The organism is Peribacillus sp. YIM B13477, assembly GCF_042787955.1.
Lineage (GTDB): Bacteria > Bacillota > Bacilli > Bacillales > DSM-1321 > Peribacillus > Peribacillus frigoritolerans.
Genome location: NZ_JBHZPD010000001.1, coordinates 170,693 through 189,645 on the forward strand (window position 1 = coordinate 170,693; position 18,953 = coordinate 189,645).

Here is an 18,953-nt window from a genome sequence, read left to right on the forward strand (position 1 = left end):
TTTATAGTGAAAATACTCGTTACAGGAGCAAATGGATTTGTAGGGCAAAATTTAATTGCGGAATTAAAAAATAAAGGCTATGAAGATATTTTTAAGGTTACGAGAGAAACTGAACCGTCTTTATTGGATACTTATACAAAAGAATGCGATTTTGTTTTTCATTTGGCGGGAGTAAACCGTCCTGACGATGAAAAAGAATTTATGCTAGGTAATTTCCATTTTACGCTTGAATTACTAGAGCTATTAAAAAAACATAATAATAAATCTCCTGTGCTCATTACTTCGTCGATACAGGCTGAAAAAGATAATCCATATGGCAGAAGCAAAAAAGCCGGTGAGGATGTCCTGTTTGAATATAGTCATCAAACAGGAGCGGAGGTATTTGTATACAGACTCCCTAATTTATTTGGAAAGTGGAGTAAACCTAACTACAATACGGTTGTAGCAACATATTGTTATAATATCGCTAGAAATATAGATATTCAAATTAACAATCGAGATGCAGAATTAACGCTCTGTTATATTGATGATTTACTAGAAGAGTTTATTAACGCTTTAGAAGGAAATCCGACTAAAAAGGATCAATATTGCTTTGTGAAAACAACACATACTATTAAATTATGGGATTTAGCTGAACGTATAAAAAGCTTTAAAGAAAGTAGAGCAGCGTTAAGTATTCCTAATATGGAAGATGCCTTAACCAAGAAGCTTTACAGTACATATTTAAGCTTTTTACCGGAAGACAATTTTTCTTATGATTTAAAAATGAATTGTGATAACAGAGGTTCTTTTACAGAGTTTATTAGAACTCCTGAAAGAGGGCAAGTGTCGGTAAATGTATCAAAACCTGGCATTACCAAAGGAAACCACTGGCATCATACTAAAAATGAAAAATTTTTAGTTGTAAGTGGAGAAGGCCTTATTAGATTTAGAAAGATAGATTCAGAAGAAATTATTGAATATAGAGTAAGCGGCGAAAAGTTACAAGTTGTAGATATTCCTACTGGTTATACACATTCCATTGTAAATGTAGGAGAAAGCGATCTAGTAACCGTAATGTGGGTTAATGAATGTTTTGATCAAGAGAAACCAGATACATATTTCGTGGAGGTATAATTAATGAAGAAATTAAAAGTCATGACAGTCGTTGGCACAAGGCCTGAGATTATAAGATTATCTGCTGTTATTAATAAATTGGAAGAGTCAGATGCTGTAGAACATATACTTGTTCATACGGGTCAAAATTATGATTATGAATTAAATGAAGTATTTTTTAATGATTTTAAACTTAAAAAACCTAATTATTTCCTTGATGCGGCAAACGGAACAGCAGTAGAAACTATAGGGAATATTTTGATTAGAATTGATCCTATTATGGAAGAAGTAAAACCAGATGCCATATTGGTACTAGGGGATACTAATAGCTGCTTATGTGCTATTGCAGCTAAGAGACGACATATTCCTATTTTCCATATGGAAGCAGGAAACAGATGTTTTGATCAAAGAGTACCAGAAGAAACTAATAGAAAAATTGTCGATCATACAGCTGATATTAATTTAACTTATAGTGACATTGCTAGAGAATATTTGTTAAGAGAGGGACTACCTGCCGATAGAATAATAAAAACTGGAAGTCCAATGTTTGAAGTCCTCAATTCAAGAAAAGGTGACATTGAAGAATCAGATGTTTTAGAGAGATTAAACCTTGATGAGGGAAATTATTTTGTAGTGTCAGCTCATAGGGAAGAAAATATTAATTCGGAAACTAATTTCATGAATTTAGTAGATAGTTTAAATGCCGTTGCAGAAAAATACAAAATGCCTGTAATTGTAAGTACCCATCCTAGGACTAGAAATATGATTAATGCTAAAGGGATTGAATTTAACTCTTTAGTGAAAACGATGAAACCATTAGGTTTTAATGATTATGTGAAGCTTCAAACAAAAGCTAAGGCAGTTCTTAGTGATAGTGGTACAATTAGTGAGGAATCTTCTATTCTTGGATTTAAAGCACTGAATATAAGACAAGCTCATGAGAGACCTGAAGCAATGGAAGAAGCATCTGTAATGATGGTTGGATTACAGAAGGAAAGAATAATACAAGGTTTAGAAATATTAGATACACAAGAAAAACATACACTAAGGCCTGTTGGAGATTATAGTATGCCTAATGTATCAGAAAAGGTTCTTAGAATAATTTTGTCCTATACGGATTATGTGAATAGGGTTGTTTGGGGGAAGGTTTAAAATAAATGAATATTATGGTTTTTGATGTCCCTGCTATAAATGGAGGAGCACTCTCTGTTTTAAATGATTTTTATCAAGAAGTCGCTGAGTATGAGGATACAAATATTAATTGGATTTTTGTGGTTAGTACACCAAGATTAAGAGAAACAGAGAATATTAAAGTAATAAGGTTTCCCTGGATAAAAAAAAGCTGGGGACACCGGCTTTTTTTTGATCAATTTATTGCTCCGAAATTAGTGAAGCAATACAAAGTAGATAAGATCTTTTCTCTTCAAAACGTTATAATACCCCATGTGAATTGTGAACAGAATCTTTATGTACATCAATCTTTACCTTTTGTTGATTATAAATATTCTTTCAGAGATAATAAACTATTTTGGGTATATCAAAATATAATTGGTAGAAATATTATTAATTCTATTAAAAAAGCTAAGAGAGTTATTGTTCAAACTAAATGGATGAAACAAGCATGTATGGAAAAAGCTCAAGTTGATAGTGGGAAAATTAATGTTGTTCCTCCTACAATTAATTTAGAAATCAAGGAGCGGTTTAATCCAAATGATGAGTCACTTTCAACCTTTTTTTATCCCGCCAATGGTTCAGAATATAAAAACCATCAAGTAATTCTTGAAGCGTGTAAAGAATTAAGTAAAATAGGTGAGTTAAAATATAAAGTTATTTTCACACTTAATGGAAATGAAAATCCTTACGTAGCTGATTTATATTCCCAAGTTCAAAAGGAACAACTCCCAATTTATTTTGAAGGTTCTAAAACTAGGGAAGAGGTTTTTGATTTATTTACAAAGTCAATATTAATATTCCCATCATTTATAGAGACTTATGGATTGCCATTAAAAGAAGCTAGAATGCATGAAGGAATCATTCTAGCTTCGGACACACCTTTTGCTCGGGAAGTATTAAAAGGGTATGCAAATGTGAAATTTTTTGAAACATTTGATTCAAAAAAGCTTAGTCTTTTAATGTATCAGTATTTTAGTATGAAAGAACTATATAAATTTCAAACTGAAGATAATCATCATGAAATTGAACATAATAGAAAATTAATTACATTTCTAACTTAATATAATAAATTTATTTATCAGGATAAGTATGTATAGGTATAAGAATTAATTCAAATGCTAAAAGACGGATTTTGTAGGTGAACTATGAAAATTTTATACTTCGGAAGTGTTTCGGATGATGAATGGTTTGATGAAGTTTCAAGCAAAAAAAACATACCATCACAAGTTGCACAATATATGTTTGAAAAAGCTCTAATAAGTGGCTTTTCAGAAAACGAAAATATTGATTTGCAATTATATTATTTATATCAAGAACAATATTACCCCAAAGGAGGATATTTAAGATTTAAAAAGAGAATAAAAAAATTTAACAACAAATATCTGGTGAGGTATTTATCTAATTTTAATCTCCCATTAATTAAAGAGATTTATTGTTTTTTTCAAGGGTTATTTTTGACTATGAAGTGGGGATTTGAAAATTTAAACAATGATCAAAAAATAATTTTAACTCCTTTTAACTATACACCTTTATCCTTAGGGGTTTACATCGCCTCGAAAATATTACGAATAAAGCGTATTAATATTTTCACAGATCTCTCAAGCGATATCATGAATACAAAAAGGCAAAAGGACATGCCGAGGTTTAAAAAATACCTTTTACCTTTGTACATTAAATTAGTTGAATTTGTCGAACATAATTATGATGGATATGTATTATTCACTGAACCAATGAATGACAAAGTAAATCCGTCAAGTAAACCTTATTTAGTAATGGAAGGAATTTTCAATAATGATTTAGATTTATCAAAGGTAACTAAGAGTAGGTCTATAATGTATGCTGGAACCCTTGCTTTTGAATATGGAGTAAAAAATATTCTAGATGCATTTGAAGAAATTAAAGATAACGAATTAGAGTTATGGCTTTTTGGTGATGGGGATATGAGAGAATATATAGAAAAGTTAGTCCTTAGAGACAAAAGAGTTAAATATTTTGGCTTTAAGCCCCGAGCAGTAGTTTTTGAATATGAAAAAAAAGCTTCTTTGTTAATAAATGCAAGAAACCCTGAAGATGAATATACCATGTACTCCTTTCCATCAAAAACCTTCGAATATATGGTATCGGGTACTCCATTTTTAACAACTAATATAAAATGTATTCCTAAAAAGTATTTAAAATATCTATATATAATAGATAAAAGTGATTTTCATTCTATTAAAAAAGGTATAGAAGAAATTTTAGCAAAACCAGATTGCGAATTAAATGAAATGGGTAAGTGTGCTAGAAATTTTGTTTTAGAAAACAAGAATAGTTCAGTTCAATCAAAAAAAATAGTTGACTTCCTAATTGGAATAATAAATAGATAGTTTAGTCAATAAATAATAGGTGAGTTAAGAATATTTAGACATCTATCAAACGAGATATAGTCACATATGTTTAGATTCTTAAAAGCAGGTATTTATATAAAGACTATTTAATATTCGTTAACTAGTATGTAGATTTTTTTAAGTAATCTTATAGAAATAATTTAAAGGGTGGGAGTCTTGGGGTTTTATATTTGGTTAACTATAATTTGTTTTATTCTAGCTTATGTATCGACTCTACTATATAAAAATAAAAGGGTTGATAAAAAACTAATAAACATTATTGACTTTGCACCTTATCTTATATTAATCATTATCACAGGGTTTCGATATAACGTTGGGACTGATTACATTGGATATGCACAAAATTTTCTTATTCTACACACACATGATATTCCAAGAGTTGAATTTACCTTTAAGTTAATTGTTAAAGCAGCATATTTATTAGGACTAAATCAACAATTTGTATTCTTAGTATATGCGACAATAACTTATATTTTTATTTTTCTTAGTATTAAGTATTTTGATCAAAAAGGTGAATATAGACATTTTATTATACTACTTATTCTGCAGTATGTTTTATTTAATGGTTTCAATACAATTCGGCAGATGGTAGCAGTGTCTATATTTTTTTATTCATTAAGGTTTATAGTAAATAGACAATTTTTGAAATATCTTATATTCATTCTTATCGCATTTTTGTTCCATAAAGCTTCCATTATATGCTTAGTTTTTTACTTTCTCTTGAAAATTGAAATTAGAAAAATATTTCTGATTTTAATCTTTTCACCAGCATTCTTATTAACAGATGTAGCTAATAAATTAATTTCTTACTTTATTAGTTTAAGTGGAAATAGCTGGTATGAAATATACTTAACTCAGTTTAATAACCATACAGAGATTGCAGGGGGGAAAGTGCTATTTTTATTTTACATTTTAGCGATCTTTTTTACTTTTACTTCAAAAAGGGTGCTGTATAAATCTGAGGAATTAATTATTATAAAACTTTTTATTTGGTATTTAATATTAATGTTTATTTGTTTAACATCAGTTATAGCTACTAGAATTTTATACTTCCCTATGGTATCGATAATATTAGTTATACCATTTCTTACCAAGTATTTTAAAGGCAAACAGGGTTTGTTATTTATAAGATATTCACTATTACTATTCATATGTTTATTATGGATCACTTCTTTAACAGGATATAAAGATTTATTTGAAGAAAATAATATACTAGATTATTCATTTAAAATTTTTATGAATTAAAATTGTTATAAAATTAATCGTGCTAAAAGCATTATATCTAAACAGATAAGAGGTCATAAAATTGGCTTTAATGAACTGGTACAAAAAGTGTAAAAATAACATTGTAACTAATGAAACTTCTTCTAGAATCATTAAAAATTCCGGATGGTTAGTAAGCGATAAAGTGTTAACTATGGCAATCGGGGTTTTTGTAACAGCTGTAGTTGCTAGATATTTTGGACCTGAGCAATATGGTCAATTTAACTATGCCTTGGCTTTTGTATCTTTATTTACTGCTATTTCTACTTTGGGACTTGAGACATTAACAGTTAAATCGATTGTAGATAAAAAAGTTAATGAGGGAGTCATCTTATGTACTAGTTTGTTACTTCGAGTTGTAGGTGGCATAGTGTTAACAATAATGGCTGTCATAATAATTAATATTATTGAACCTGGAAACACAAACCTCCAAATGTTAGTACTTATTATGTCATTTACAATGATTGTTAAGTCGTTTGAAGTAATTGAATACTGGATTCAGGCCTCACAAAAGTCGAAAATTTCATCCTTAATACGCATGTCAGTGTATGTTGTAATGTCTGTTCTGAAAGTTATTCTAGTGGTTAAGGGAGGTAATTTAGCACATTACGCATTGATTTATACTTTAGATGCAGTAATAGTTAGCATTGCACTCATAATAGCGTACTTTCAGTTTAGAGAGGAAAAGTCTGCGTGGAAGTATAGTTTCAGCTATACAAAAGATATTTTATCACAGAGTTGGTATCTTATTCTTTCTGGTCTGATGATTACTATTTATATGAGAATCGATCAGGTGATGCTGGGTAGTATGATGTCTTCAAAATTAGAGGTTGGTATCTATTCTGCAGCAGTACGAATAGCTGAAATGTGGTATTTTATTCCAATAGCTATTATTACTTCTTTTAGACCAGTTATTATGAAAAATAGAAATATTAACGAAGAAAAGTACTTGAAATCTTTACAGCTTTTATACACTATTATTGCATGGACTGGAATTGGATTTGGTATAGTAACTCTTATCTTATCAAAGACATTAGTAAGTGTTCTCTATGGAGTAGATTATTTAGAAGCGGCAAGTATTTTATCTATTAGTGTTTGGGCTGGAACATTTGCATTGCTTGGATCTGTTCGAAGTATTTGGTTAATTTCTGAAGGGCTTCAGAAATATACTCTTATATTCATGGGAGGGGGGGCAATTGTTAACATAATACTTAACTATTTATTTATTCCCTATATGGGTGGAAAAGGTGCTGCAGTTGCTACTTTAATCGCACAGGCAATGGTAGCATTTTTTATACCATTATTATTTAAAGAAACTAGAAATGCTTCATTTATGATTTTAAAAGCATTTAAATTAAAATTATAAAAAGCTTTCTTTTTCAAAAAGTTCAAATGGGAACCGCCTTTAAATATATTATAATAAAAATAACACATATTAAAACTAACAGTTTTTATTAGATGTATAGTTTTAAAGATAATAGTTAAAACTAGATTTTATTAAAAAATCCCTTTCATAGAGAAATAAGTTAAAGTTTTTAAAGAAATTATAAAAAAATAGAGTGGTGAGTATAACGGGTATTATAGGAAAGAAAATAATTAAATTTATATTAGCAAAGTATATAGCAAATAGAACTGAATCTATCATAAATAAGGGGTGTGGCTTGAATTTTAAGACTATCCTTGAAGGAAAGAATGTAATTAATAATAACGCACAAATTTCTAATAGTAAAATAGGATATGGTTCTTATATTGGAAGTGAATCAAATTTAAATAACACCTTAATTGGTAGGTATTGTTCAATAGGAGAAACTGTTAAAGTTATTGCAGGGCGTCATCCAACTAAAACATTTGTATCTACACATCCAGCTTTTTTTTCTACTAGTAAGCAAGCAGGGTTTACCTACGTTGAAAAAACTTCATTTGAAGAACATAAATATCCCGACCAGGATAAAACTTTCTCTGTAATAATTGGAAATGATGTTTGGATAGGCGCCGATGTAAAAATTCTTGAAGGTGTGAATATTGGTGATGGAGTGGTGATTGCAACTGGGGCAGTTGTAATTAATGATTTGGAACCTTATTCAATTTATGGTGGAGTTCCTGCAAAAAAAATTGGAGAAAGATTTTCTGAATTTGAAAAAAGGTTTCTATTAAAATATAAATGGTGGGATAAAGATAAAGAGTGGATTGAAAAAAATGCTCTATCTTTTTCTGATATAGATACATTTATAAACATACATGCTAAAGAATATGAGAATAGTGAAGGTATGAAATGAAAAATATAGCAATAGTTGTAGTGGCGTATAATAGAGTAAAATCATTAAAAAGATTATTAATATCACTTAAAAGTGCTAGTTATAATGGTGTAAATGTTCCATTAATAATAAGTATTGACAAGAGTGAAAGCAATGAAGTAGCTGAATTTGCACACGCCTTTGAGTGGCCATTTGGTGAAAAAGAGGTTATCGAACACCCTGAAAATTTAGGTTTACGAAAACATGTTTTATTTTGTGGCAATTTAACTAAAAATTATGATGCAGTTATAGTTTTAGAGGATGACATTTATGTATCAAAATACTTTTATAATTATGTTTACCAAACCATTGAAAAATATGATTCGTGTGATTTTATAGCAGGAATTTCATTATATACTCATTTATGGAATGTAGGTGCAAACAGACCTTTTACTCCCTTGAATAATGGATTTGATGCATACTTTTTACAATATGCTCAGTCGTGGGGCCAGGCTTGGACTAAAAGAATGTGGTCGCAGTTCTATGAGTGGTATTTAAAAAGCGAAAGTAGTTGGAATGAAAAAGTAAATTTACCTAATAATGTTCTGAAGTGGCCGGATTCTTCATGGTTAAAATATTATATAAGTTATACAACTAAAACAAATCGTTATTTTGTTTATCCATATATTTCATTAACAACTAATTTCACGGATGCAGGAACTCATAATAAGGTATCAAATACTAGTTTTCAAGTACCGTTACTATCATATGAAATAGAACAATATAAACTTCCTGATTTTACTGCTAATTCTTTGAAATATGACGTTTATTTTGAACAAGAAAGCATGGTGGTAGATTTTGGAATCCCAAAGGGAGATATTTGTATTGATTTGTATGGATATAAAAATAATGAAAATAATCAAAGATATTGGCTTACCACTAAGCTATTAGATTATAAGATAATAAAAGAATATGCTCTTCAACTAAAACCACATGAACTTAATGTTATTAATAACTTGGTTGGAAAGGGAATTTACCTTTATGATACTTCGTATAGTAGTAAAAAACAAAACAGTAAAAAGATAAATTTGCAAAATGTTTCCCTAATTAGATATGATGTACGTGCATTAGATACTAGAAGTCTCATAAGTTTATTAAAGTACGAATTAAAAGCTGCTATTCAGAAGAGACTAAGGATAAAGTAATAAAAATGAGTGTACTACGATTTGCCAGAGGATTGTATATGAATTACTAAAAATATTGGGAGTGTATATTATGAGAGTTTCTGTTGCTGGTATTGGATATGTTGGTCTAGTTACAGCCATATGCCTAGCTGAAAAAGGTAATCTAGTAACCTGTGTAGATATAGATAAAGAAAAAATAGAATTATTGAATAGAGGTGTATCTCCTATTTATGAACCACAACTTGAAGAATTGATGTGGAAAAATAGAGAGAAGATTAGGTATGTAAGTGACTATAAAGAAGCATATAGCGATGCTGACGTAATAATTATAGCCGTTGGTACACCAGAAAAAAAAGATGGGTCTGTTGATCTTCAATATATTTATGGTGTAGCAAAAGAAGTGGCAAGTGCAGTGATTAAAGATTGTGTTGTGGCTATAAAATCAACAGTACCAGTCGGAACAAATGATAAAGTTGAAAGAATAATAAAAGAAAACCTTAAATATAAGGTTAATATTGATGTTGTTGCAAATCCTGAGTTCTTATCACAAGGAACAGCCGTTAAGGATACTATAAATGCTACAAGAATCGTTTTGGGTTCAGATTCCAAAAATGCAGAGAACATCATGCGTGAGGTTTATAGAGATTTTGAAATTCCTTTCGTAATTACTGATCGAAAAAGTGCAGAAATGATTAAGTATGCATCTAACGACTTTTTAGCCTTAAAAATTTCCTATATAAATGAAATTGCTAATTTATGTGAAATTGTCGGTGCAAATATAGAAGACGTAACCAAAGGTATGGGAATGGATCCGAGAATTGGTAACCACTTTTTAAGTGCAGGTATCGGTTATGGCGGTTCATGCTTCCCAAAAGATACTCAAGCACTACATTGGCTAGCGAGATATAACGACTATGAGATTAAAACAGTTAAGGCTACAATTGAAGTAAATGAAAATCAGAAAATAAAATTGGTTAAGAAAGCTAGAAAGTATGTTAATAGTTTCAATGGGCTAAATGTTGCAGTGCTTGGGCTTACTTTTAAACCTGGAACAGATGATTTAAGAGAAGCACCATCTCTTGATAATATTCCTATACTCCTCAATGAAGGTGCAAAAATTAATGTTTGGGATCCTGTCGGTATGGATAACTTCAAGAAAATTTACCCAAATGAAGTTACCTATAGTACTTCAATAGAAGAGACTATAACAAATGCTGATATATGTTTGATTTTTACCGAATGGAAAGATATCAAAGAGTTTGATTTAGAAAAATATAAAAAGTTTATGAGAAGACCTTTGGTTATTGATGGTAGAAATTGTTATAGCATTGTAGATGCACAAAATTCGGGGATAATATATGATTCTATTGGTAGAAAATCAACAGAGAAAGCAATATCTAGAGTATAAAGTTACTTTTTCTAAAAATAATTAAAGTTATCAAAACGGTCATTCGTATGGATGGCCCATTTTGTTCTTATGGAAAGGTATTGCAGAGAGAGGAAGCCCACTGATTTTTTTTCAATAAATACATTTTATATGAATCCTTTTATCTAATAAGTGAATAATTTAATAGTAATCAAAAATCACAAACAACTTCTGTCTAACTAAAGAATGTTTATCTGTTATTTTGGTTGTCTCAGCACCATAAAAAATGCAGTCTGTTTACATTTATCCCTTAAATAAGAACCGTCGAAACAGATTGTACAGTTTATACAATCTGTTGAGTATACGCAGAATCCATTATCCTATAGGAACTCAACCTAGAAGAGAAAGTTAGGGGAGGGGTTATTCAAGTTACACCTATAAACTGGTGAAATTTACTTTTTTGGTATTTTAAGAAAATAGGTCAGAGTTAATAGCAAAAAAACGTGATTAAAAACAAATTATTGTTATTTATTGCCTATGTACTTGGGTAGTAGTATAAAAAAATCATAATCTTATGTATTTAATACTAAGAATAAGAAATAAATCTTACTATTCAAGGGAGGGATTCACAGTGAAACGGAGAAACTTAATACGAAATATTCTCCTCTTTATTTTTTCTTTCATTTTTGGTTATACGTTTAAAAAAGAAGGAGAAAGTATCTTATTACAAAGAATAAATTCATCCATGGATGAAGATATGAATGGAAAGGTGAGTGATGATCTTAAGAGTATAAAGGGAAAGTTGGAGGAAACATTTGCAAAAGTTACAGACAATGCTATAAGTCCAGACGATTTTCAGGGAAGTGATTATCAAAAGGTTCAAGCGGCTATTATATATGCAATTAAAAACAAGAAGTCTATAAGATTATCTAGAATGTACGATATAACAAATATTAATCCATTATTTATAGATAAACAAGATGATCGCTGGTCTTTATATTTTTATGGTGTAGGAGGTGGTTTTAAAAAAACAAACACAGGATTCTTTTTTTCTACTAACTGTAATTATATAGGTGATTTAAATTATAATTGTGTGAAATTTGAAAGTATTTCAGGATCTGGTGCAAAAATTTTTAATGGCAATAAGATTATCAGAGTATTTTCTTTAGCTTGTGTCTATAGAAATATTGATACAGTAGCATCAGCTAAAGAAAGTTATCTTCAGTCTTACCGTTTCAATGGAGATAGTATAGTAGGCGGAAAAGGGAATGCAATTGAATGTGCTGGAGCATTTGATATGGTATTCACTTCTATCATGGTAGAACATAGAGAAAATTTTTTTAGACAATTTAAAGATACATCATCCGACTATCCATCATTATATAATGTTACATTTAGAGATGTAAGTGTAGAAGGTTTGAGTGGAATTGCTTACTTTTTCTGTAATGTAAATCTATTAACAATAGATGGTGGTTATTATGAAAAAAATGGTCTTGGTGATATTTACTTTGACCCAAAAGGTATTTATACGCTTGTCTCTATTTCTAATATTCGCTCCCAGACCGAAATAGGGAATCCAAACAAATTGAGCCTTATTAGATGGGGAGGTACGGTTCAAGAGGCAAAAGTATTTAATGTTATAGGTGTCTCATTGCCTGTAAATGATACTACTGCCATAAAATCTGGTTTTATAACTACCGAGAATGAACGTCAGCAAGGTGAAGGTACTGTAAGAAATATAGACCCAAACAAGAGACTAATAAGATATAGAAGTTCAAAAGATTATACAAATGAGGAAGGGGTGGCTACAACAAACCTGGGTATGTTTAAAAGGATAAAAAGGGACTATAAAAGTGATGTAAATCCAAATTCATATATCATGCTTACCGTTAAATTTCCTGAGTTAATTTACACTGATGACACTGTTACTGTTCAGATGAATAAACCGGATGGACAGGAAATAATACTATGTAGTTATAATAAAAACAAAAATAATAGTAGTATTGAAGTATGGGTGAAGAATAATTCAAATTCTGTAGGGTCAATAACCCTACATGTTAATGTTCTTAAACCTTACTTTAGTGTGAGCGGGTAGGACAATTGGAGATATAGTTATACACTCTTAAAGAAGATAAATTATATGTTTTTGAAACCTAAATGAAAGACAATTGAAATGAGGAATTTTAATCTAACTTTTTTATCAAACTATTATTTTGTAGTAATTTTTGTGTGAACCGGTAATAACAATAAACAATTTGAGGGAGAAAAATAGTGAATAATAATTTCAGTCTGGATCTAACTGAGATCCCTAGGGAATTAAAGCTGATTTTAGATATAATAAAAGGTAGTAATGATGAAAGTATAAATAGTATTACAGATATTAACTGGGGGGAATTTCTTGAATTAGCAAAACATCATAGAGTGTATCCTCTAGTTTTCTCACAAATAAAAAAAAAATATCAAGATTTAGTTCCTTTAAGCATTTTTCAGTCCTTACAACAAGAATACAAAAAAAATACATTTCAAATGCTGCAATTAAGTGGAGAAATGGAACTAGTGAGTACATTGTTTAATAAAAATAAGATTCGACTTCTCTTTTTAAAAGGACCAGTTATTGCTCAAGAACTCTTTGGGGATATTTCTCTTCGAACATCAAAGGACTTAGATATTTTAATCTCAATATCTGATCTTAAAAAAGCTGAAAGACTTCTTTTGAATTGCGGTTACCAGAAAGAGGAGAAAAATTATCTTCTAAACGAATGGAAATGGCGTACCCACCATATTTCATATTACAATCCTAAAAAGCAAATACAAATCGAAATTCATTGGAGACTAAACCCATTTCCATCCAATGAACCATCCTTTAATAATTTATGGAGAAGTAGAAGGGTTAGTGGACTTACTACCGCTCCAATTTATTATTTGGGTAAAGAAGATTTATTTTTATATCTTATTACTCATGGAGCGCGTCACGGATGGTTTCGGCTGCGATGGTTGATTGATATTAATCAAATGGTGTTAAAAGGTCTTAATACTAAAAAGATAAACTCATCTTTGAAAAAATACAAATATCATTTTCAGGTAGGACAAGCACTCTTATTATCTTCTCAACTATTAGGCACTCCAATTACAGAAGAATTTGAAAAATTAACAAAAGTCAATAACTCAAAAAAATTAGCACAAGAATCAATATATTTTATTAGTGAAAAGAGTCAGTTCAAATATCCACAAGATTATATGAATTCATTTAAGACAGAATGGCAAAAATTTATCTCTATTGTTATGTTAATTTATCCTAGATATATAGATGCATTGACATTGAAATTACCCAGGCCATTACATTTTTTATATTTCCCTTTAAGGCCGTTTATATGGATTTGGAGAAAAAGGAGGAAATTCAACTAAAACTAGAGGTGAAAATTATAGAGTTAGTTTATTATTGCTTTTACTAATAACATTACAAATTATTTTGTAGGATCTACTTGCTCAGTGGCCTGGGTTCAATTAGATTCTACTATCCGTCATTCTCATATTCCAGAATAATTTAAGAAGTAATTAACACTATTATACTAGTAATTGTAATACTTACAATTAAGATAGTAATTAAGCAGGGGAATTTTAATTATTTTTTACATCGGAATGATGAAAGACTGGGAATTCTTTTTTAGATTAGAGGTTGGTATAAAGATATTGACACAGCCACCAAGAGGTGGTAATTTTAGGTTAAGTTATTCGTTATAAAGAACATAAAGTTCTTTTTTAAGTTCGTACAGCTATAGCTTTTCTTTTAATACTATAGAACTATTAATTAATACTAATTTTTAGCAATCGAAATTATAAGCATATCATTTCAATAATGACAATAAAAAATAATTCTAATTATAGAGAAAGAAATATAAAATCTACCAATGAACTAAGTCGTTGGCCATGCTTATATATGTTTGATGAATTGAAAGGATGAAGATAATGCCTCTATTTCTAATGAAAGAAATATGGACACCCTTAAAACTAGTTGGGGTGAAATTTTATAAATCAGATGATAGAAGTGTTTTCATCAAAGTTTTTAACCATCATCGAAGGAAGCTAATGTAATTTTCATTACATAACAAAACAACAGGGGGAAAACATGAGTGCTATAGCCGGTATTTATCATTTTAATGAAGAGCCTATGAATCTTCAACATTGCCATAATTTGATGACGGCTTTACAAAAGTACCCTGCTGATTCAATCCAAATGTGGCATTCAGAAAGGATCTTTCTTGGTTGTCATGCTCAATGGATCACGCCTGAATCTGTTGGTGAGCAGCTCCCGCTTTATGATTTTGAAAGGCAATGTACCATTACTGCCGATGCTATTATTGATAATCGTGATGAGTTATTCCAGAGGTTACAGGTTAAGCCACGCAATCAAAAGGGCATGACGGATAGTGAACTGATTCTTCTTTCCTATTATAAGTGGGGGGAAGATGCCCCAAAGTTCTTGGTAGGGGACTTTGCTTTTGTCATTTGGGATGAAAAGAAACATAAGCTGTTTGGTGCAAGGGATTTTTCAGGAAGCAGAACTCTTTATTATCATCAAAACTCTCAGAAATTTGCCTTTTGCACGACTATGGAACCACTTCTGTCATTACCTTTTATTGGAAAAAAGTTGAATGAACAGTGGCTTGCTGAGTATTTGGCTGTATCAGGAATGATTGATGCAGTAGATTCATCATTAACGCCGTATACAACGATAAATCAAATACCACCATCACATAGCTTAACGATAGAGAATAATAGGGTTACTTTAAAGAGATATTCCTATTTGACTCAGAGTGATAAGTTAAAACTTAAATCTAATGAAGATTACATCGAAGCATTCCAAAGTGTCTTCCAGGAAGCTGTAACATCCAGATTAAGGACACATCGGAAGGTTGGCGCCCAGTTGAGTGGTGGGTTGGATTCTGGGGCTGTTGTTGGCTTTGCTGTGAATCAATTGAAGCGGAAAAGCACTGCATTACATACATATAGTTATATTCCTCCCGAAGATTTTAAAGATTTTACTCCTAAATACTTATTGGCTGACGAACGCCCTTTCATCAAATCGACGGTGGGACATGTTGGCGGCATTATAGATCATTATTGTGACTTTAAGGGCAAAGACTCCTATTCTGAAATGGAAGACTTCCTTGACATCATGGAGATGCCATATAAGTTTTTTGAAAATTCTTTCTGGTTGAAAGGAATGTTTGAAAAAGCTCATGAGGATGACATAGGTGTTTTGCTGAATGGAGATCGAGGGAACTTTTCTATTTCCTGGGGATTCCCCTTGGAGTATTACTCCCTCCTATTAAAAAGATTAAAGTGGGTTCGCCTTTATCAAGAGTTGGAACAATACAGGAGAAAGGTTGGCGGATCTAGATTGCGAAGGGCTAAAACTATTGCAAGAATCGGCTTTCCAATCATTGATCGTCTCTTTCCGGAAGGTGCTCCATATAAAATCCCTTCCTTAATCAATCCAAGATTTGCAGAAGAAATAGGCGTTTATGACAAATTTAAAGAATTTGGCATGGATGAAACAGGCTGGTATTCGAATTCTGATATTTTTAATGAAAGAAAAAAGCACTTTGAAGATATCTTTCAGTGGAATGCAGGCAATACGCTTTCCACAAAGCTCTCCTTACGATACAAGTTGTGGAAACGAGATCCGACGAATGATATCCGTGTCATTCGCTTTTGTTTATCACTCCCGGAAGATCAATATGTACAGAATGGGATGGATCGTGCCCTGATTAGAAATGCAACAGTGAATGTCTTACCCGATAAAGTACGGCTAAACCAACGGTACAGAGGTGTCCAAGGAGCGGATTGGGTACACCGTATGCTGCCTAAATGGGGTGAATTCATAGAGGAGATTGAGCAGCTGAGCACAGATGATAAAGCTCTAGAATTCCTGGATGGTCAAGCAATCAAGAATGCTTTAGGAACGATTAGAAAAGGAACTAGTCCCGAACTTGCTACAAATCCTGACCATAAATTCCTAATGCGGAGTTTAATCGTGTTTCGATTTTTAAGACGATTCAATTAAAAGGAGGTGAATACTATGAAAAAGGAATGGAAAAAACCTGAATTGGAAGTTCTTGATGTTAATCAAACAATGCTTGGAACAGATGGTGATTACACAGATGCTGCTTTTCCAGCAGGCACACCTAAAGGTGATATAACTTTTAGTTAAGCTTTTTACGCTACCAAGTCTGTTAGGATTCCCCTAAGCCCCTATTTGTCCAGATAATAGGGGTATGACTTATACATTAGAACTAGTCTAATTAAGAGACGTTATTTATGTGCGGGGGTATTTATATGATCGGTATCAAAACAAGAACTGTATATGAAGCGTATGGTTTAACCGTTACAAGTGATATAGCTTTGCCCGAATTGCTTCCTATTTATATAGAGGATGATAAAGCAGATATTTTTATCAAAAAAGCTGATCTCCATGCATTATGGTCTGAGCATTCAGTTCCTGATGATGATTTTGTCATTAAGAAAGACTGGATCATGTTTCATGTTTCCAAGACGGCCATTTTCTTGATTCAAAGCGGAAATAGAATAGAATTTTGTCCAATTGATTCAGCACAAGAGGATGAGATTCGTCTTTATATCCTGGGAACATGCATGGGAGCCATTTTGATGCAAAGAAAGATCCTTCCTATACACGGGAGTGCGGTAGCCATAGATGGAAAGGCATATGCAATCGTTGGTGATTCAGGTGCTGGCAAATCCACTCTTGCTTCAGCTTTTTTAAAAAGGGGCTATAAGCTCATGAGTGATGATGTTATACCAGTAACGCTTAATAATGAACATATTCCGATTGTTACACCTTCATATCCACAACAAAAGTTATGGCTGGAAAGCTTAAATCATTTTGAAATGGATTCAAATAACTATCAGCCACTCATTGTTAGAGAAGATAAATTCGCTGTTCCTGTCCAAGATCAGTTTATTACCGAGCAACTCCCGCTCGCTGGTGTTTTTGAATTGATAAAGGGAGAAAATGACGAGATAGATATTAAGCCTATACCATCTCTTCAAAGATTTTATAAATTGTATCACCATACATACCGTAATTTTTTTATCCAAAAATCTGGATTGATGGATTGGCATTTTAATACTTCAGCCAAAATGATTAAGAAAATCGAGTTTTTCCAATTACGTAGACCAACGAATCGCTTCACGGCGCCAGACTTATCGGAAATTATTTTACATGTATTAAAAAATGGGGGAAAGAGTTCATGATTACTAATCAACTTGATACGAAATATAGCCAAAGTCCAGGAAACATAGTAAGTGATATGGATGGGGAAAAGGTCATGTTAAGCGTTGCTAACGGTAAATATTATAATTTAGGTGAACTAGGCGGGGAAATATGGGAGTTAATGAAGGAGCCTATCACGATTCAAGAGTTAGTTACAACATTACAGTCACAATACAATGTCGACCATACCGATTGTCAGTCACATGTCACTGACTTTTTAAGTCAATTGTTAGAACAAGGCTTAGTTAGCATCCATTCCTAGTATCATGAATCTTAGTCTAGGAGGCTAAACAATGAATATCGCAAAGAAAGCTCAGACTTTTCTTCGATTAAATTTCAAGACAAAGCTGCTGTATATCGAGGCCTTTTTACATTTAGGCAGGGCCCGTTATCTTAAAAGCATTTCCTTTTCAAAAGTTGCCCCAACACTTGGTGAACAGATGAATGAGTCATCATATGAATTGATTGCAGCGGATAAAGAGATTTTAGCAAATGTTTCACGGGCTATAAATATTATGAGCCGCTACACCATATGGGAAAGCCAGTGTCTTGTAAAGGCAATGGCGGCTATGAAGATGCTGGAAAAACGAAAGATTGATAGCACTCTTTATTTAGGTACAGCCAAAGATGAGAATGGAGGGCTCATTGCACATGCTTGGCTTCGCAGTGGACCTTTTTATATAACGGGAGCTGAAGTGATGGATAGGTTCACTGTTGTTTCTAAGTTCTCTAAAAAGAATGAGGACGGAGCCCTGAAAGAACAAGAGTCTGGTTAATCTGATAACATTCTATTTCAACCAAATAAACCCTCCAAGGTTTATCAAGGAGCCCACGCGTCACCACCCCACCCATACTATCTTCAATGTGAATAATAGTCTTAGAAAAGTGGATACCTAGTACCTTTCCTTCCATTTTCGCGCTTTATTATCAGTATCATGGAGGAAACGATCAAATATG

At 31.7% G+C, this 18,953-nt stretch carries 16 protein-coding genes; all 16 read left to right on the plus strand.

Features of this window, described 5'->3' with window-relative positions:
* Nucleotides 1–6 precede the first annotated feature (6 nt).
* The 16 genes from ACFX4H_RS00810 (at nt 7) to ACFX4H_RS00885 (ending at nt 18,772) form a co-directional block, all read left to right on the plus strand.
* The gene (locus tag ACFX4H_RS00810) at nt 7–1,116 is read left to right on the plus strand and encodes a capsular polysaccharide biosynthesis protein CapF (RefSeq protein WP_377433522.1); all 1,110 of its coding nucleotides are present in this window, start codon (nt 7–9) and stop codon (nt 1,114–1,116) included.
* 3 nt (nt 1,117–1,119) lie between these two features.
* The gene (gene wecB / locus ACFX4H_RS00815) at nt 1,120–2,247 is read left to right on the plus strand and encodes a non-hydrolyzing UDP-N-acetylglucosamine 2-epimerase (RefSeq protein WP_377433525.1); all 1,128 of its coding nucleotides are present in this window, start codon (nt 1,120–1,122) and stop codon (nt 2,245–2,247) included.
* Nucleotides 2,248–2,252: 5 nt separating this feature from the next.
* Nucleotides 2,253–3,329 carry a glycosyltransferase gene (locus ACFX4H_RS00820; RefSeq protein ID WP_377433527.1) on the plus strand — a complete coding sequence of 359 codons (1,077 nt, stop codon included), beginning with the start codon at nt 2,253–2,255 and terminating at the stop codon, nt 3,327–3,329.
* An 84-nt stretch (nt 3,330–3,413) separates the two neighbouring features.
* Nucleotides 3,414–4,634, plus strand: coding sequence for a glycosyltransferase (locus tag ACFX4H_RS00825; RefSeq protein WP_377433530.1), 1,221 nt, complete (start codon nt 3,414–3,416; stop codon nt 4,632–4,634).
* Between the two features lie 177 nt (nt 4,635–4,811).
* Nucleotides 4,812–5,900 (plus strand): EpsG family protein, encoded by a 1,089-nt coding sequence (locus tag ACFX4H_RS00830; protein ID WP_377433532.1) that lies wholly within the window; start codon nt 4,812–4,814, stop codon nt 5,898–5,900.
* Nucleotides 5,901–5,970: 70 nt separating this feature from the next.
* Nucleotides 5,971–7,284, plus strand: a complete 1,314-nt coding sequence (locus ACFX4H_RS00835) for a flippase (protein ID WP_377434687.1) — start codon at nt 5,971–5,973, stop codon at nt 7,282–7,284.
* Nucleotides 7,285–7,579: 295 nt separating this feature from the next.
* Nucleotides 7,580–8,194 (plus strand): CatB-related O-acetyltransferase, encoded by a 615-nt coding sequence (locus ACFX4H_RS00840; protein ID WP_377433534.1) that lies wholly within the window; start codon nt 7,580–7,582, stop codon nt 8,192–8,194.
* Nucleotides 8,191–9,357: a glycosyltransferase family 2 protein gene (locus ACFX4H_RS00845; RefSeq protein ID WP_377433536.1), complete on the plus strand. Its 1,167-nt coding sequence runs from the start codon at nt 8,191–8,193 to the stop codon at nt 9,355–9,357. Before ACFX4H_RS00840 ends, ACFX4H_RS00845 begins: the two co-directional genes overlap by 4 nt.
* A 70-nt stretch (nt 9,358–9,427) precedes the next feature.
* Nucleotides 9,428–10,744: a UDP-glucose dehydrogenase family protein gene (locus ACFX4H_RS00850; protein WP_377433539.1), complete on the plus strand. Its 1,317-nt coding sequence runs from the start codon at nt 9,428–9,430 to the stop codon at nt 10,742–10,744.
* 589 nt (nt 10,745–11,333) lie between these two features.
* Nucleotides 11,334–12,797: a hypothetical protein gene (locus tag ACFX4H_RS00855; protein WP_377433542.1), complete on the plus strand. Its 1,464-nt coding sequence runs from the start codon at nt 11,334–11,336 to the stop codon at nt 12,795–12,797.
* A gap of 176 nt (nt 12,798–12,973) precedes the next feature.
* Nucleotides 12,974–14,107, plus strand: a complete 1,134-nt coding sequence (locus tag ACFX4H_RS00860) for a nucleotidyltransferase domain-containing protein (protein ID WP_377433545.1) — start codon at nt 12,974–12,976, stop codon at nt 14,105–14,107.
* A gap of 721 nt (nt 14,108–14,828) precedes the next feature.
* Nucleotides 14,829–16,769 (plus strand): lasso peptide isopeptide bond-forming cyclase, encoded by a 1,941-nt coding sequence (locus tag ACFX4H_RS00865; RefSeq protein ID WP_377433547.1) that lies wholly within the window; start codon nt 14,829–14,831, stop codon nt 16,767–16,769.
* Between the two features lie 15 nt (nt 16,770–16,784).
* On the plus strand, nt 16,785–16,916 hold the full coding sequence (locus ACFX4H_RS00870) for a paeninodin family lasso peptide (RefSeq protein ID WP_141489635.1): 132 nt from the start codon (nt 16,785–16,787) through the stop codon (nt 16,914–16,916).
* A gap of 125 nt (nt 16,917–17,041) precedes the next feature.
* Nucleotides 17,042–17,977 carry an HPr kinase/phosphorylase gene (locus ACFX4H_RS00875; protein ID WP_364277462.1) on the plus strand — a complete coding sequence of 312 codons (936 nt, stop codon included), beginning with the start codon at nt 17,042–17,044 and terminating at the stop codon, nt 17,975–17,977.
* The gene (locus ACFX4H_RS00880; RefSeq protein ID WP_377433549.1) at nt 17,974–18,258 is read left to right on the plus strand and encodes a lasso peptide biosynthesis PqqD family chaperone; all 285 of its coding nucleotides are present in this window, start codon (nt 17,974–17,976) and stop codon (nt 18,256–18,258) included. The genes ACFX4H_RS00875 and ACFX4H_RS00880 overlap by 4 nt, the downstream gene beginning before the upstream one ends.
* A gap of 31 nt (nt 18,259–18,289) precedes the next feature.
* Nucleotides 18,290–18,772 carry a lasso peptide biosynthesis B2 protein gene (locus ACFX4H_RS00885; protein WP_377433551.1) on the plus strand — a complete coding sequence of 161 codons (483 nt, stop codon included), beginning with the start codon at nt 18,290–18,292 and terminating at the stop codon, nt 18,770–18,772.
* Nucleotides 18,773–18,953: the final 181 nt, after the last annotated feature.

What these genes read in the sequence shown, in the direction of transcription:
- wecB (WP_377433525.1), top strand. Translation starts at nt 1,120, where the DNA reads ATGAAGAAATTAAAAGTCATGACAGTCGTTGGCACAAGGCCTGAGATT.
- ACFX4H_RS00820 (WP_377433527.1), top strand. Translation starts at nt 2,253, where the DNA reads ATGAATATTATGGTTTTTGATGTCCCTGCTATAAATGGAGGAGCACTC.
- ACFX4H_RS00825 (WP_377433530.1), top strand. Translation starts at nt 3,414, where the DNA reads ATGAAAATTTTATACTTCGGAAGTGTTTCGGATGATGAATGGTTTGAT.
- ACFX4H_RS00835 (WP_377434687.1), top strand. Translation starts at nt 5,971, where the DNA reads ATGAACTGGTACAAAAAGTGTAAAAATAACATTGTAACTAATGAAACT.
- ACFX4H_RS00845 (WP_377433536.1), top strand. Translation starts at nt 8,191, where the DNA reads ATGAAAAATATAGCAATAGTTGTAGTGGCGTATAATAGAGTAAAATCA.
- ACFX4H_RS00850 (WP_377433539.1), top strand. Translation starts at nt 9,428, where the DNA reads ATGAGAGTTTCTGTTGCTGGTATTGGATATGTTGGTCTAGTTACAGCC.
- ACFX4H_RS00865 (WP_377433547.1), top strand. Translation starts at nt 14,829, where the DNA reads ATGAGTGCTATAGCCGGTATTTATCATTTTAATGAAGAGCCTATGAAT.
- ACFX4H_RS00870 (WP_141489635.1), top strand. Translation starts at nt 16,785, where the DNA reads ATGAAAAAGGAATGGAAAAAACCTGAATTGGAAGTTCTTGATGTTAAT.
- ACFX4H_RS00875 (WP_364277462.1), top strand. Translation starts at nt 17,042, where the DNA reads ATGATCGGTATCAAAACAAGAACTGTATATGAAGCGTATGGTTTAACC.
- ACFX4H_RS00880 (WP_377433549.1), top strand. Translation starts at nt 17,974, where the DNA reads ATGATTACTAATCAACTTGATACGAAATATAGCCAAAGTCCAGGAAAC.
- ACFX4H_RS00885 (WP_377433551.1), top strand. Translation starts at nt 18,290, where the DNA reads ATGAATATCGCAAAGAAAGCTCAGACTTTTCTTCGATTAAATTTCAAG.